The following is a 15,820-nucleotide window of genomic DNA, read 5'->3' as shown; positions in this document are numbered from 1 at the left end:
CTTTTTTAAGCGAATTTGTCGTAATAAATCTTATCTTCAGAAATACCATTATTTGTCATTATTTTAACACAAGCACCAATCATTCCGGGGCTTCCACAAAGATAGCCTTCTTTAGGCGTATTAGGATCCATTTTTTCTTTAATATATTTATCTAAAACATCTGTTATAAATCCAGTTTCTCCTTCCCAATTATCTTCTGGTAACGGTTCAGATAAAGCAGGAATAAAATGGAAATTTGGCCATTTTTTTTCTAATTCTTTAAACATTTCAACATAATAAAGGTCACGTAAAGAACGAGCACCAAAAAAATACCACACATTTCTATTTGTAATTCCTTTTTCATACATATCAAAAATTATAGATTTTAAAGGAGCCATTCCCGAACCACCAGCAACACCAATAACATCAGCATCTGTATCTCTTAAATAAAAATCTCCAAATGGACCTATGACTTCTATAATATCTCCTTCTTTTAAATAATTATGTACATATGTTGTTGCGATACCACCTGGAACTAATCTAATTAATAATTCAAAAGAATCTTTTTGTGATGGTAATGAAGAAATAGAATAAGCTCTCTGAGTAGATTCTTTTATTTTTTCATAAGGGGGTATCACAATTTGCATATATTGACCGGCCTTAAAATTAATTTCTGTTGGTTCTAATAATTTAAATTTTACTTCTTTGATATCATGAGTAACATCTTTAATAGCTTCAATTCTTGTTTTATACTTTTTAACATTGAATAATTCTTCAGGTAGCCAAATTTCAATATCTTTTTTTACCTTAACTTGACATGATAGTCTAACATTTTCTTTCATTTCTTCTGGTGTGAGTAAAGGTGTTTCTGTTGGAAGATGAGGTCCAACATCAGATAAAACCTTTACTTTACAGGCGCCACAACTTCCACGTCCGCCACATGCAGATGGAACAAAAATACCTGTTTCAGATAAAGTTGTTAAAAGCGAAGCACCACCTTTTACAGTAATATCTTTTTTTCCATTTATATTTATTTTTACTTCTCCATAATTATTAACAATACCATCAACAATAGCTATTATTGCTGCAAGTACGCTACTTATAATTGAAACAACTAAAGGAGCTAATATAATATTGCTCATCAAATCACCTCGCTTACTGTACGTTAAGCATTCCAGAAAAACCTATGAATGCCATAGCCATAATACCTATAATAATTAGTGTCAATCCAGGCCCTTTCAAAGCAGCAGGAACATTAGGACTTTTATCAACTCTTTTTCTTATTGCTGCTAATGCCATAATAGCAAGCCACCATCCAAGGCCAGAACCAAGTCCGTAAAAAATAGATTGAATGAAAGTATAATATCTTAATTGCATAAATAATGAAACGCCTAGTATTGCACAATTAACAGTTATTAAAGGTAAAAAGATACCAAGACTCATGTATAAATTAGGAGATAAACGGTCTATAAGCATCTCAAGTATTTGTACTACAGCAGCAATTACAATTATAAATATGATATATCTTAAATATTCCAAGCCAAAGGGAATAATAATTTTGTTATATACAATCCAATTTAAGGCTGTTGTTATTGTCATAACCATAGTTACGGCCATTCCTAAACCATTTGATGAAGTTATATCTTTTGATATTGAAATAAAAGAACACATTCCTAAAAAATTGGCTAATAATATATTGCTTGTAAAAATAGATGCAAAAAATAATATGAAAGGGCTTATATCAGGAGCCATTATTTAGCCTCCTTTCTTAACATTATTCCTTTTGCAACCCATATGAAAATTGCAAGCATAAAAAAGGCACTTGGAGCCATTAACATAATAGTCCAAGATATAAATCCTTCTGGTAAAACTCTATAACCAAATAAAGTTCCAAAACCCAATAATTCTCTGAAAAAAGCAACAACCATTAATACTACTAAATAACCAATTCCAGAAGTAAATCCATCCCAAAATGAGACAATTGGCCCGTTTGATTGAGCAAAACCTTCAGCTCTTCCCATAATAATACAATTTGTAATTATTAATCCAACATATGGACCTAAAGATTTACTAATGCCTGGTAAATAGGCTCTTAAAACAATATCAACAATAATAACATAAAAAGCAATAATTAACGTTTGGACAATCATTCTAACCTTTCTAGGAATTAGACCTTTGATAATAGATACAGTTAAACTTGAAAAAGCTGTTACTAAACTTACAGCAATAGTCATAATAAATGTGTTTGTTAAATTATTAGTTACAGCTAAAGCAGAACAAATACCTAAAATTTGAACAAAAACAGGATTGTTATACCATACGTTTTCTTTTAATATTTTGTTATATTCACTCATTTAAATCCCCCCCTAAGAGGTCTTTTAATATGGACAAATATTTATTTAGCATTAAAGCAACAGATTCAGAAGTTCTTGTTGCACCGGTGATTGCTTCAAATTCTCCATTTTCATGGTCAAAGTCACCTTTTCCTATTCCGCCTATAATCATATGTATTTTTCCATCTTTTATTTTTTCAAATCTAAATTGGTCTTTAAACCATTTTTCTTCTATTCTTCCACCTAAACCAGGAGTTTCACTTTGAGTAATAAAGTCAATTCCCACTATTTCTGTTAAATTTTTATCTACAGCTAAAACGCCTCTAATCGTACTCCATAAACCATTTCCTACGAAAATAACAGCATAAACATCATTTCCATCAACATTTGAAGTATATAATTCTATACCATTTACTTTTTTTACTTTTATTTTTTCGTTGAAAATGTTATAAGCATCATTATCATCTTTATATTCTATTCCCATTGCAGATAAAATTGCTTTTCTTTGAAACAATTCTTCATTTATTTTAACTTTTTCTTTAGTTAGTTCATTTGCTAAGGCGAGTATAAAAACAAATATAAAAGAAATAATAAAGGTGAATAGAATAACATATAATTTACTATCTTTCATTTTTTCACCTTCTTTTTTTGACATGATTTGTCAAAAAAAGATTTTAAATTGTTCATTAAAATTCCCCCTTATATTTTTTTCTTATTTTTAATGAGTTCATCCATTAAAGGTGCAAAAGTATTGCCTAATAAAATAGCAAAACTTGTTCCCTCTGGAAATAAAGAAAAAGTTCTTATTAATACAGTTACACTACCAATTAAAATACCATAATACCAATGAGCCATTTGGTTTTTTGGGGCACTAATAGGATCTGTTGCCATGAATACCGTAACAAAAAGCAAACTACCAGATAGTAAAAATTGAATAGGATAGTTTATAAAACCTGAAAAATAAAAAAGGTAGGTTAAAATAGTAGCACTAAAAAAGGTTGATAAAATAATTTTCCAACTAGCAGTTTTTGTGTAAATAAGATAAATTGCAGCAAGTATTATTAAAAAAATAAAACTCTCCCCTATTGATCCAGCTCTAAATCCAAAAAACATTTTAAATACATCAAATATACCTTCACCACTTCTCATTAATTTTAAAGGTGTTGCAGTTGTTATTGCGTTAATACCAAAATTTCCAGGTTCCATCCAACCATATGTCATTATATTGGGAAATGTAATATAAATAAATAATCTTCCCACTATAGCTGGATTGAAAGGGTTTCTTCCAAATCCACCAAAAACTTCTTTTCCAAATAATACCCCAAAAATTATTCCTGTTAAAGCTATCCACCATGGAGTTAATGGAGGTAAGGATAATACAAATAGCAAAGAAGTTACCAAAACGGCTTCTGAAACTTTTTTATTCACGCGTTTTTCCATGATATATTCTGTTAAAATACCTCCTGCAAAAACTACAATACTTAAAATCACCAATTTTACCCCATAGAAATATAAAGAGAATAAATAAATTGGGGTTAACGCATACAGAACTCGTCGCATCATAGGCTGTTTTAAGAAAAAAGTGTTTTTCACTTAACCACCCCCATTTTTTTATTTGTATAAATTATATCACACTTTTATAATTATTACAAAGTTAAATCTATTCAATTAAATAAAGGCACCTTTTAATAAAAAGGTGCCTTTATCTAGCTGTAATTAATTTTTAGAAAAATATTCTATTATTTTGTTGGTAAACTCTTTTGTTGAAAGAGCTTTTTCTGGATTTTTTGATATATCTTGAGTAACATATCCTTCTAAAATGGCTTTTTCGAGTGAATTTCTTATTACATTAGCAGCCTCTGAAAATCCGATATATTCTAGCATCATAACTCCGGATAAAATAAGTGAAGTTGGATTAGCCATTTCTGGATTTTTAATTCCAGGTGCCGTTCCGTGGGTCGGTTCAAATAATGCAATGTTATCTCCGATATTAGCGCCAGGAACTATTCCAATTCCTCCAACTTGTGCTGCTGCAGCATCTGATAAATAATCTCCATTTAGGTTAGGAGTTATTAAAATATCATAATTTTTAGGATTAATTAATAGTTGTTGGAACATATTGTCAGCAATAACGTCATTTATTTCTATTTGATTTTCATCTAATGATTTTTTAAATTCATCTGAAACCTCATAACACCATTTTCTAAAAGCTCCTTCAGTATATTTCATAATATTCCCCTTGTGAACTATGGTTATTTTTTTTCTATTGTTCTCAATGGCATATTTAATTGCTTTTTTCATTAATCTTTTGGTTTTAAACTCGCTAATGGGTTTTATACCTATTGCAGATTTGTTTAATTTTATTCTAAAACGCTCTTTTAAAAAATTAATTATTTCTTCGCTTTCTTTTGAGTTTTCTTCCCATTCAATACCAGCATAAACATCTTCTGTATTTTCTCTAAAAATTATTATATCAACGTCTTCTGGATTTTTCACAGGAGCTTCAATACCTTTAATGTATTTTACAGGTCTTATACATGCGTAAAGATCTAAAGTTTGTCTTAATGTGACATTTAAGCTTCTATGACCGCTTCCCACAGGTGTTTCAAGAGGACCTTTTATTCCAACTTTGTATGCTTTCAATAGGTTAAGTGTTTCATCTGGTAAAAGAGAACCAAATTTTTTTAAGGCCTTTTTTCCAGCATAAATTTCTTTCCATATAATTTTCTTTTTTCCTGAATAAACATAATCAACGGCTTTATTCCAAACATTTATAGAAGCATTCATTATGTATGGACCTATTCCATCGCCTTCTATATATAATATTGTTATAGTTTCCATTTTCTTCACCTCTCAATTCATAATAACCAGATTATCAGCATGAATAAACTCTTCATAATCAAAATCCTTTAATATTTCATTACTTTTTTTACCCTTTAAAGAAACGATTTCATCTTTTGTGAAATTGACTAAACCTTTAGCGATTAATTTATTTTTGAAAAAAATATTAACAGGATCTCCCTTTGTGAAATCGCCTTCAATTTTTTCAATACCAACAGGTAATAAGCTTTTCCTTTTTAAGATCGCATCTTTTGCACCTTCATTAACATATATTTTCCCCTTGCTTTTTGAAAGAAAAGCTATCCATGCTTTTTTGTTTTTCATCTTTTTATTTGGTAGAAAAATAGTTCCGGGATTTTCACCTGAACTAAATTTTTTAATATTTTCTAAATAATTTCCATTACATATACATGTCTTTATTCCTGAATATGAAGCCATTTTTCCTGCAGATATTTTTGAATTAATTCCTCCAGTTCCAAATGAAGTTTTCTTTAATTTTAATAAGTTTATAGAATCGTTGTATTCATCAATTATCTCGCCATTTTTATCATAAATTCCATCAACAGAAGTTAATATTATTAATCCATCAGCACCCCAACCAACAGCGAAATAAGCTGAAAGTAAATCATTATCTCCAAATTTAATTTCTTCAATTGATATAGTATCATTTTCATTTATTATAGGAATAATATTTAATTGGTTTAAACCTATAAGAGTGTTTTTTAAATTTAAAAATCTATATCTGTTAGAAAAATCATCTCTTGTTAATAATATTTGTGCTATTTTTTTATTATAAAAGTTGAAAGCCTGTTCGTATATTTTCATCAATTGAACCTGCCCAACAGCACATAACGCTTGTTTTTGTGATAAGCTTTTTAAAGGGTGTAAATTTAAATATTTTAATCCAGCTGCATTTGCTCCAGAAGATACAATAACAATTTTTTTTCCTCCGTCGATTAAAGTCGAAATTATAGAACTTAAATTAATTATAAATCTTTTATTAATTTCATTATTTTTTATAAGAAGATTGCTACCTATTTTTATAACAATTTTTTCCATATTATTCCCTCACGTTATAATTTCCAAAAATTAAATATTTGTACGTTGTTAATTCTTTTAATCCTACAGGGCCTCTTGCATGCATTTTTTGAGTGCTTATCCCCATTTCTGCGCCAAGTCCGAATTCCCCCCCATCTGTAAACCTTGTTGAAGCATTTATGTATACAGCAGCTGAATCTATTTCGTTTATAAATTTCATTGCGTTAAAATAATTTTCTGTTAGAATAGATTCTGAATGCCCTGTTGAATATGTTTTTATATGATTAATAGCTTCGTCTATTTCGTTTACAATTTTAATTGATAAAATTAGATCAAGATATTCTGTTTTCCAGTCTTCTTCAGTTGCTTTTTTAACATTGATTATTTTTAAAGTTTCTTCACAGCCGCGTATTTCTACATTTTTTTCTTCTAACCTGTTTTTTAAACCAGGCAATATTTTTTCGGCTATATTTTTGTGTATTAAAACAGTTTCAACAGTATTACATGTGCCAGGTCGCTGTGTTTTAGCATTATCTATGATATCTATAGATTTTTTTATATCTGCAGATTCATCAACGAATATATGGCAAATTCCAACACCGGTTTCTAAAACAGGAACAGTTGCATTTTTTACAACAAAATCTATTAACCCTTTACCACCTCTTGGTATAATTAAATCTATATAATCATTTAATTTTAGCATTTCATTTACAATATCTCTATTCGTGTCTTCTATTATTTCAATGACACTTTCAGGTATGTTGGATTTTTTTAATCCACTTTTAATGGTTTTAACTATAGCTTTATTTGAATTTATAGCATCAGAACCACCTCTTAATAATACAGTATTTCCAGATTTTAATGATAATATAGTGGCTTCCAATGTGACATTAGGTCTAGATTCATAAATTATTCCTATAACGCCTAAAGGTACTCTTACTTTACTAATTCTTAATCCATCATCTCTTAAAAAAGAATCGAATATTTCTCCAACAGGATCTTTTAAATTAATTACAGTATTACAAGCATTAATCATTCCCTGAATTCTTTTTTCATTTAAAACTAATCTATCAACTAACGATTTTTTTAATCCTTTTTTTTCTGCTAATAAAACATCTTTTTGGTTTTCTTTGAGTATGTAATCTTTATTTTTTTTAATTTCTTTAGCTATTTCCATAATAGTCTTATTTTTTTCTGCAGCATTCATTTTTTTTAAGATTTCAGAGGCTTTTTTTATTTTTTTGGCTTTATCAAGTAATTCACTCACTTTTTCACCTCACAATTTTTTGTTTTTTAAATATGATTCATATACTGATTTCATAATAGCGCCTTTCACACCCTTTTGTTCGAGTTCGTATAATCCTTTTATAGTAACGCCACCAGGTGATGAAACTTTGTATTTTAATTCTGATAGTTCAATGTTTTCTTTTTCTATGAATTTAATTGAACCTTCAAATGTTTTTAAAACAATATCTTTAGCAGTTTCAGCATGTAGTCCTATGTTTATAGCACCTTCTATAAAACTTTCAAGTATAAAAGCAACGAAAGCAGGTCCGCTGCTATTTAATATAGTAAAAGCATCAAACTTTTCTTCTTCTAACTCTAACATTTTTCCAAGTGGTTTCATCAATTCTATAATTTCCTTTTTTATATCTTTTTCTATTGCTTGACTAAAGGTAATAGCAGTTACACCTTTTCCTATTTTTGAGACTATTGTAGGCATTATTCTTACAACATTACTTTTTCCTGTTTTTTCAGTGATTTCTTTTAATTCTTTTCCAGCAGCAGTACTTATTATGTAATTTTCTTTTTCTTCAATTTTAGAAATTTCTTCAAAGACTTCATCGATATGTTGAGGTTTTACTGCAATAAAGATAAATTTAGAATTTTTATAAACATCTTTTATTGATTTACAAATAGTAATATTTTTTATATTTTCATATTTTTTTATTTTTGATCTTGTTCTATTAATTATATTAAAATTATTTTTTTCATTATATAACGTGTCTAAAATCATACCACCTATATTTCCGACACCTATTATTCCAATATTCATATTATCACACACCATAATTCCCATATTTTTTTATATATTCATCAATACCACCAATTTCTAATATTGAATTTATAAATTTTGGAAAAGGGATAAATGTATATATTTTTTCTTGAGTTATATTTTTGATAATACCTTTTTCTGTATCTATTTCTAATATATCCCCCTCATTTATCTCATCGATTTCTTTTAATTCAATTACAGGTAATCCTATATTGATAGAATTTCTATAAAAAATTCTGGCAAAGGATTTTGCTATGACACATGAAATTCCAGCAACTTTAATAATTCTTGGAGCATGTTCTCTTGAAGAACCTAATCCGAAATTTTGCCCTCCAACAATAATATCCCCTTTTTCAATTTTTTGCGCAAAATCTTCCCTTGCATCTTCTAAGACATGTTTTGCCAGTTCTTTGAGATTAGAGCGCAAATGGAAATATCTTCCAGGAGCTATATGATCTGTAGAAATATTGTCACCAAATCTCCAAACTCTCCCTTTTAATATCATTTCAACACCTCCCTTGGATCAGTGATATATCCTGTAATGGCTGTTGCTGCTGCCACGGCAGGAGAAGATAAATAGATTTCTGAATTTGGATTACCAGCTCTACCGTGAAAGTTTCTGTTTTGTGTGGATAATAATTTTTCTCCATCTGCTGGAACACCAGCATGAACACCAACACATGGGCCGCAACCTGGAGGTAAAATTGTTGCGCCAGTTTCTATAAATATGTTTATTAGACCTTCTTTTAATGCTTGTAAGTATACATCTTTAGAAGCAGGAGCAATAATTAATCTAACATCTTTTGCTTTTCTTTTTCCTTTTAATATTGAAGCAACTACTCTTAAATCTTCAATTCTTCCGTTTGTACATGTTCCGATATAAACTTGGTCTATTTTTATTCCAATAGCTTCTTTAATGTTCTTTGTGTTGTCTACTGTATGAGGAAATGCGATTTGTGGTTCGATTTTTGATACATCTATTTCAATAATTTTTTCATATTTAGCATCTTCATCAGGAGATAATTCTTTAAAATCCTTTTCTCTACCTTGTGATTTTAAATATTCTTTAGTTATTTCATCAGTAGGAAATAATCCCACTTTAGCACCAGCCTCTACAGCCATATTAGATATGGTTAAGCGTGATTCCATGGATAAATTTTTAACTCCGTCACCTGCAAATTCTAAAGCTTTATATGTTGCACCATCTGCACCGATCATTCCGATTAAATATAAAATAATATCTTTTGCATATACACCAAAAGGTAATTTTCCATTTAATATAATTTTAAATGAATTAGGAACTTTTAACCAGACCTTTCCTAAGCCATAAGCTAGAGCAATATCAGTTGAACCCATTCCTGTAGCAAAAGCCCCTAATGCGCCAGCCGTACAAGAATGAGAATCAGCTCCTACCACAATATCACCTGGTTTAGCATGTTTTTCAGCTACGATTTGATGTGAGATTCCTTCTCCAATATCATATATATTAGCAGAAGTTTTTTTGCAGAAATTTCTTAATTTGGTTTGCGTGTTTGATAATTCTTTTCTTGGACTAGGTGAAGCATGATCTATAAAAACAAAAGATTTAATTTTCACATCATCAAAGTTTAAATAATTAAATTGATCAACAGTTAAAGGTCCTGTGCCATCTTGAACAAAAGCTAAATCAACATCTGCAACAATTATTTCACCAGGAACAACATCTCGTCCCACATGCTCACTTAAAATTTTTTCAGCTAAATTTTTACCCATTCTTTTCAACTCCTTTCACTTCTTTATATTTCAATCCTTTAGGTCCGTTATAAATAGATCTTGGTCTAAATATTCTATTGTTTTTTCTATACTCCATGGCATGAGCTGTCCAACCAACTATTCTAGCCATAGCAAATATTGTTGTGAAAAATTCTGAAGGAATATTGAAATAGTTGTATAATATTCCAGAATAAAAATCTACATTTGGAAAAATTTTTTTCTCTTTGAACTCTTTAATTACAATTTCTTCAACTTTTAAAGCGATTTCAAAATATTCAACATTATCTTTTAGAAATAAGTCTTTTATCCAGTGTTTTAGTATTTTAGCTCTTGGATCATACGTCTTATATATTCTATGTCCAAATCCCATGATTTTTTCTTTGTTTGATATTAAAGTGTATATGTAAGGTTCAACGTTTTCTACGGATTTAATTTCTTTAAACATATTTAAAACTTTTTCATTTGCTCCCCCATGTAAAGGGCCTTTTAAAGTTCCTATGGCAGTAGTAATAATTGAATATATATCTGATAATGTTGATGCTGTAACAGTAGATGCGAATGTTGAAGCATTCATTCCCTGTTCTAAATGTAGTATCAAAGCTTTATCAAATAAATCAGAGTGTTTTGGAATTTCACCAAACATCATATACAAAAAGTTTTCAGAATGTTTTAAAGATTCTTTTGGTGGGATTAATGGGAGATTATTTTTTATTCTATACCAATATGCAATAATAGTTGGTATTTTAGCAGTTAGATTAATAGCATTTTCTAAAGTAGAACTATCTTTTTTAGAATACATTCCCAATAAAGAAACAACACTTCTTAAAACACCCATAGGATGAGCATTTTTTGGAAATGATTTCATCATTTCTATAATTTTTTTTGGTAAGGTTCTTTTTTTTGCTAACATTGAAGTAATAAAATCAATTTCATTTTCATTTGGTAAAGAACTAAACCATATTAAATAAGCAGTTTCTTCGAAATGTGAATTTTCTACCAGATCTTCTATTTCGAAACCTCTATAAACCAGTTTTCCTTTTTCACCATCAATATAAGATATTGAACTAATAGCAACAGCAACACCTTCTAAGCCATGTTTTACATCAAAATCAATATCCATCATTTCACCTCCTCAAATATAAAAAAAGGCCACACTTTGATTAAAAGCGTGGCCTTTGATTGCCTTAAGTTAAAATTTAACTATACACCGAACTTAAGGTGCTGCAAAGACCACACCTTGGGTTCGGGTTGATTATTTAATGTATTTGTTATATTATATTGAGATTTAATTGTTAGAAAGAACATAATGGCCTCCAATCACCTATAAATAGTAAAGATAACCTTTATTACATTTTAGCATATATATTATAAAAAGTCAAGAGTTTTTTTACAATTATATTTTGGTAATCTAATGTTAATTTTATTTTAATCATTTATCCCAGCTATAGTCTATTATCCACTTTTGTTTTAACTGTTCTAATGTTCCATCAGTTTTTAAGGTCTCTATAACTGTATTTAACCATAGAAGCAAATCAATATCATCTTTTTTTACAGCAATTCCAAGATTTTCTTTTGTTAATAACTCATCATACATTTTAATTGAAGGATACTTTTTTGATAAACTGCCAAAATATAAATCATCGAATATAATTGCGTCAGCTTTTTTGGTAATTATTTGATATGCTGCGGCATCTACTGTTTCAAATGTTAATATACTAGCATTAGGGAAAAATTTTCTTGCTGCAATTTCACCTGTTGAACCTAATTGAACAGCTATTTTAGCTTTTTTTCCCATCTCGTTAATTTTTTTAATAGAAAGTCCGTCAGGATACTTTTTTGAATTATACATTAAAGCTTGTCCTGTTTGATAATAAGGTATAGTAAAATTGACCTTTAAAGCTCTTTCTGGGGTAATTGTCATTGCAGCTAAAATAATATCGAACTTATTTGTCATTAGTGCGGGGATAATTCCATCCCAATTTGTTATGACAAATTTTACTTTTACACCTAAAAAGTCAGATAAAATTTTTGCGAAAGCTATATCGTGACCTATTCGTTCGCCACTTGTGTTTATTCCATAAAAAGGAGCATAAGCCGGATCTTGCCCTACTAACAAAACACCACGTTTTTGAATTTCCTCAATTTTCCCACTAAAACCAACAAATGCAAAAATAACTACTACTAAAATACCAATAAACTTTTTCATACTAACACCTCCATAAAGTTTTTTATAATATTAAAAAAGCCACACCTTTTAAGGTGTGGCCATTGTCTGATTACACTTGAGTTAATATGACAACTCAAAGTGTCAGCCTTAGGCCACACTTTAAATGATGATGTAATGAATTTGTATTTTTTAAATATAAATAATATTTAGCGATATTATACATATTATTTCCTCCTTTTCATTCTATGCTATTTCGTATTTTAATTCGTTTTTAAAAAAAGTTTCAGGATCCATATTTTCTAATATTTTTCCATCTTTCATAAATATAATTCTATCTCCAGCTTTTTTTGCAAAATCAACCTCATGAGTTACTACAATCATTGTTTTTCCCATATTCGATAATTCAACCATAGTTTCTTTTACTTCATATACTAAACTTGGATCAAGAGCAGATGTTGGTTCATCAAATAATAAAATTTCAGGATCCATTGCTAATGCTCTTGCAATACCAGCTCTTTGTTGTTGTCCTCCGGATAATTGAGAAGGATAATTATAAGCTTTATCTTTTAAATGGACTTTATCTAAAACGTCTAAAGCTTTTTCATAGGCTTCATCTTTTTTCATTTTTTTTGTTCTAATTAAGCCTAATGAAATATTATCAATTATCTTTAAATGTGGAAAAAGATTATGTTGTTGAAAAACAAACCCTATTTTTTGAACTAATGTTTTTCTTGTATAATCTAATACATTTTTTTCTTCCAATATTATGATACCCTTTTCATATTCTTCTAATCCAGCAATACATCTTAATAATGTAGATTTGCCAGATCCAGAAGGCCCCATAATTACTAAAACCTCACTTTTTGAAACCTTTAGATTTACGCCTTTTAATACTTCTAACTTGCCAAAACTTTTTTCTAGACCTTTTATTTCTATCATATTATTGCAAACCTCCTCTCGAAATATTTACCTAATAATTGTAAAAGTGCTGTTATCGTAAAATAAAATATAGCTACCGTTATATATGATTCAAATGATGCAAAGGAGGAGGTGGCAATCTGCCTCCCGACCATAGTTAATTCCTGTAAAGCTATAACAGATGCAAGAGAACTATCTTTGACTAGACTTATGAATTGTCCAGTTAAAGCAGGTAAAGTTGTTCTAAAAGCCTGTGGTAATAATATGTCTATATATAAATAAAAGGTATTTAATCCTATGGTTTTTGCCGCTTCAACCTGCCCTTTTGACACAGCCTCTATGCCACCTCGAATAATTTCTGATATATAAGCACCTTCAAATAAAGATAATGATACAATTGCGCCAATTGTTGCACTTATTTCAATCATAGAACCAATGCCATAATATACAATGAGAATAATTACCAATAATGGAATATTTCTAAAAATAGTTGTATAAGTGTTGGCAAATTCTTTTAAAATTTGATATTTAGATGTTTTCATTACACCAAATATAATGCCGATAATCAATGCGAATAAAACAGAAAAAACAGAAATTTTTAACGTCATATAAAATCCTTGAAGATATAAATTCATATATTTAAATGGTACTCTTTGCCAGTTAAAAGGATATGTTTTAGACATTTCCATATAAAAAACAGTTAATATGAATATTAATACAGCATAAGCTATGAATTTTTGTAAGTAATTTTTGTTCAACTTATTCACCCCAATCGTAGTCTACCATCCATTTTTGTTTTAATTGTTCCAAAGTACCGTCAGTTTTTTTGCATTCTATAAAAGTATTTAACCATAATAATAAATCCAGGTTATCTTTTTTTACAGCAATTCCAAGTTTTTCTTTATTTAAGAGTTTATTCCAAACCTTAATTGATGGATATTTTTTTGAAATGGAACCATAATATAATTCATCAAAAATCAAAATATCAGCTTTTTTAGTGATTATTTGGTATGCTGCAGCATCTACTGTTTCAAAGGTTAAAATTTTAGCTTCTGGGAATAATTTTTCTGCTGTAAATTCTCCTGTAGTTCCAAGTTGTACAGCTATTTTAACCTTACTACCCATCTTTTTTAAATCTTCAAAGGTAATACCGTTAGGATATTTTTCGCTATTATAAAAAACAGTTTGTCCTGTTTCATAATACGCTGTAGTAAAGTTAACCTTTAAAGCTCTTTCAGGGGTTATTGTCATGCCAGCTAAAACAAAATCGAATTTATTTGATAATAGAGCAGGAATGATTCCATCCCAATTTGTAATAACAAATTTTACCTTTACACCTAAAACATCAGCCATCATTTTTGCTAATTCAATTTCGTATCCAATTCTTTCACCTTTTTCATTTACACCATAAAAAGGAGCATAGGCTGGATCTTGACCAACTAATAAAACACCACGTTTTTGAATTTCCTCAATTTTTCCACTAAAACCAACAAGTGCAAAAATAACTACTAATAAGATACCAATAAACTTTTTCATATCAACCACACCTCCATATAATTAAATTTATTTTTGTATAAAAAAAAGCCACACCTTTACAAGGTGTGGCTTCTGATTTTCCTTGAGTTAATATGACAACTCAAGGTGTCAGCATGAAGCCACACCTTGAGCGATGTCTTAATATTATATTTGAATTTATATTATTAGCAAAACTTAAATAATTTTTTTTCATAATCTTCCCTCCGGGTAATTTTTCACTATTATATCATAAAAATCTCGAGATGTCAACTTCAAAATTAAGAAAAAAAATGATATAATTATAATAGTGAAATAACTATATAGGAGGGATGTATATGATATCAGCAGTAATGGAAGATGCATTGAATAAGCAAATTAATGAGGAGCTATTTTCTGCATATTTGTATTTATCTATGTCAGCATATTTTGAAAGAAAAGGGTTAAAAGGATTTGCAAATTGGATGAATGTGCAATATCAAGAAGAAACTTTTCATGCAATGAAAATGTATAATTATTTATTAGGAAGAGGGGGAAAAGTTAAATTACTTGCAATAAAAGAACCTAAAAACGAATGGAATTCTCCTTTAGAAGTCTTTAAAGAAACGTTAGAACATGAAAAGCATATAACCAAATGTATTAATGATCTTGTAGATTTAGCAGAAAAAGAACATGATAGAGCAACATTTAATTTCTTACAATGGTATATTGATGAACAAGTTGAAGAAGAAGCAAATGATGAAGAAATTATTGCTAAATTAGAATTGATAAAAGATAATCCAAATGCTCTGTTTATGTTAGATAGAGAATTGGCAGCAAGAACTTTTCAACCGCCAGCAACTGAATAATAAATAAAAAACAGCCGTATATATATTAACATACGGCTGTTTTTCCTGACTTTGACAGTTGTTTTTTTTAGAAAAAGAGATAACGCTGAAATATAGCGAAAAATATCGATTGTTAACTTTTTATTAAAAGCAAAAGTGTCACCACACCCCCTAAATTTTATATTTTTCTTTAAATTCATTATAAGGTGTTATTATTTTTGGCAATGGGATATTTAATACTTTTAATATCTTTTGTCCTAACTTATTTATTTTTGTTCGGACTATTAAATGTTGTTTTGCTGTTTTAAATTCTATGTATTCCATATTTTTCAAAGCAATTCTTATTTTATCATGAGAATATTCTATGTTGTTTTTTTCTAATTCTAATTCAAGTGTT

At 29.0% G+C, this 15,820-nt stretch carries 17 protein-coding genes and 1 pseudogene; 1 reads left to right on the top strand and 17 read right to left on the bottom strand.

The features are described 5' to 3' along the window. Positions 1-5: 5 nt before the first annotated feature. From BUA62_RS06830 to BUA62_RS06755, 16 genes are all read right to left on the bottom strand, one after another. Positions 6-1,121, bottom strand: coding sequence for an NADH:ubiquinone reductase (Na(+)-transporting) subunit F (locus tag BUA62_RS06830; protein ID WP_072864826.1), 1,116 nt, complete (start codon positions 1,119-1,121; stop codon positions 6-8). A 13-nt stretch (positions 1,122-1,134) separates the two neighbouring features. Beyond that, positions 1,135-1,731 carry an Rnf-Nqr domain containing protein gene (locus tag BUA62_RS06825; RefSeq protein ID WP_072864824.1) on the bottom strand — a complete coding sequence of 199 codons (597 nt, stop codon included), beginning with the start codon at positions 1,729-1,731 and terminating at the stop codon, positions 1,135-1,137. Continuing rightward, the gene (locus BUA62_RS06820) at positions 1,731-2,333 is read right to left on the bottom strand and encodes an NADH:ubiquinone reductase (Na(+)-transporting) subunit D (protein WP_072864822.1); all 603 of its coding nucleotides are present in this window, start codon (positions 2,331-2,333) and stop codon (positions 1,731-1,733) included. Before BUA62_RS06820 ends, BUA62_RS06825 begins: the two co-directional genes overlap by 1 nt. Next, positions 2,326-2,943: an FMN-binding protein gene (locus BUA62_RS06815; RefSeq protein WP_072864820.1), complete on the bottom strand. Its 618-nt coding sequence runs from the start codon at positions 2,941-2,943 to the stop codon at positions 2,326-2,328. Before BUA62_RS06815 ends, BUA62_RS06820 begins: the two co-directional genes overlap by 8 nt. A 68-nt stretch (positions 2,944-3,011) precedes the next feature. Beyond that, positions 3,012-3,875 (bottom strand): RnfABCDGE type electron transport complex subunit D, encoded by an 864-nt coding sequence (locus BUA62_RS06810; RefSeq protein ID WP_072864868.1) that lies wholly within the window; start codon positions 3,873-3,875, stop codon positions 3,012-3,014. Between the two features lie 153 nt (positions 3,876-4,028). Continuing rightward, positions 4,029-5,153 (bottom strand): NADP-dependent isocitrate dehydrogenase, encoded by a 1,125-nt coding sequence (locus BUA62_RS06805; protein ID WP_072864818.1) that lies wholly within the window; start codon positions 5,151-5,153, stop codon positions 4,029-4,031. Positions 5,154-5,165: 12 nt separating this feature from the next. Then, positions 5,166-6,212 (bottom strand): glutamate 5-kinase, encoded by a 1,047-nt coding sequence (gene proB / locus BUA62_RS06800; RefSeq protein WP_072864816.1) that lies wholly within the window; start codon positions 6,210-6,212, stop codon positions 5,166-5,168. Between the two features lies 1 nt (position 6,213). After that, on the bottom strand, positions 6,214-7,458 hold the full coding sequence (locus BUA62_RS06795) for a glutamate-5-semialdehyde dehydrogenase (protein ID WP_072864814.1): 1,245 nt from the start codon (positions 7,456-7,458) through the stop codon (positions 6,214-6,216). 9 nt (positions 7,459-7,467) lie between these two features. Further along, complete coding sequence (gene proC / locus BUA62_RS06790; RefSeq protein WP_072864812.1) at positions 7,468-8,247, bottom strand: pyrroline-5-carboxylate reductase; 780 nt, start codon at positions 8,245-8,247, stop codon at positions 7,468-7,470. Positions 8,248-8,251: 4 nt separating this feature from the next. Beyond that, entirely contained in the window at positions 8,252-8,749 is a 498-nt protein-coding gene (locus tag BUA62_RS06785) for a 3-isopropylmalate dehydratase small subunit (protein ID WP_072864866.1), read from the bottom strand. After that, positions 8,749-9,999, bottom strand: coding sequence for a 3-isopropylmalate dehydratase large subunit (locus tag BUA62_RS06780; RefSeq protein ID WP_072864810.1), 1,251 nt, complete (start codon positions 9,997-9,999; stop codon positions 8,749-8,751). The genes BUA62_RS06785 and BUA62_RS06780 overlap by 1 nt, the downstream gene beginning before the upstream one ends. Then, positions 9,992-11,119 carry a citrate/2-methylcitrate synthase gene (locus BUA62_RS06775; protein ID WP_084670737.1) on the bottom strand — a complete coding sequence of 376 codons (1,128 nt, stop codon included), beginning with the start codon at positions 11,117-11,119 and terminating at the stop codon, positions 9,992-9,994. The genes BUA62_RS06780 and BUA62_RS06775 overlap by 8 nt, the downstream gene beginning before the upstream one ends. 309 nt (positions 11,120-11,428) lie before the next feature. Beyond that, complete coding sequence (locus BUA62_RS06770) at positions 11,429-12,205, bottom strand: transporter substrate-binding domain-containing protein (RefSeq protein WP_072864806.1); 777 nt, start codon at positions 12,203-12,205, stop codon at positions 11,429-11,431. A gap of 204 nt (positions 12,206-12,409) precedes the next feature. Beyond that, positions 12,410-13,105 carry an amino acid ABC transporter ATP-binding protein gene (locus BUA62_RS06765; RefSeq protein WP_072864804.1) on the bottom strand — a complete coding sequence of 232 codons (696 nt, stop codon included), beginning with the start codon at positions 13,103-13,105 and terminating at the stop codon, positions 12,410-12,412. After that, positions 13,102-13,842 carry an amino acid ABC transporter permease gene (locus BUA62_RS06760; protein WP_234970293.1) on the bottom strand — a complete coding sequence of 247 codons (741 nt, stop codon included), beginning with the start codon at positions 13,840-13,842 and terminating at the stop codon, positions 13,102-13,104. Before BUA62_RS06760 ends, BUA62_RS06765 begins: the two co-directional genes overlap by 4 nt. Before the next feature lies 1 nt (position 13,843). Then, positions 13,844-14,620: a transporter substrate-binding domain-containing protein gene (locus BUA62_RS06755; protein WP_072864801.1), complete on the bottom strand. Its 777-nt coding sequence runs from the start codon at positions 14,618-14,620 to the stop codon at positions 13,844-13,846. A gap of 314 nt (positions 14,621-14,934) precedes the next feature. On the opposite strand from BUA62_RS06755, the gene BUA62_RS06750 reads away from it, so the two are divergent. Next, a complete protein-coding gene (locus BUA62_RS06750) occupies positions 14,935-15,444 on the top strand; it encodes a ferritin (RefSeq protein ID WP_072864799.1) in 510 nt (169 codons plus the stop codon). 150 nt (positions 15,445-15,594) lie between these two features. Here BUA62_RS06750 and BUA62_RS11500 read toward each other — a convergent pair. Then, positions 15,595-15,820: pseudogene (locus BUA62_RS11500) on the bottom strand (IS1634 family transposase); the annotation flags it as partial.

The sequence above is a fragment of the Marinitoga hydrogenitolerans DSM 16785 genome (assembly GCF_900129175.1).
Taxonomy (GTDB): Bacteria; Thermotogota; Thermotogae; order Petrotogales; family Petrotogaceae; genus Marinitoga; species Marinitoga hydrogenitolerans.
This window is presented reverse-complemented; position numbering and strand designations above follow the sequence as displayed.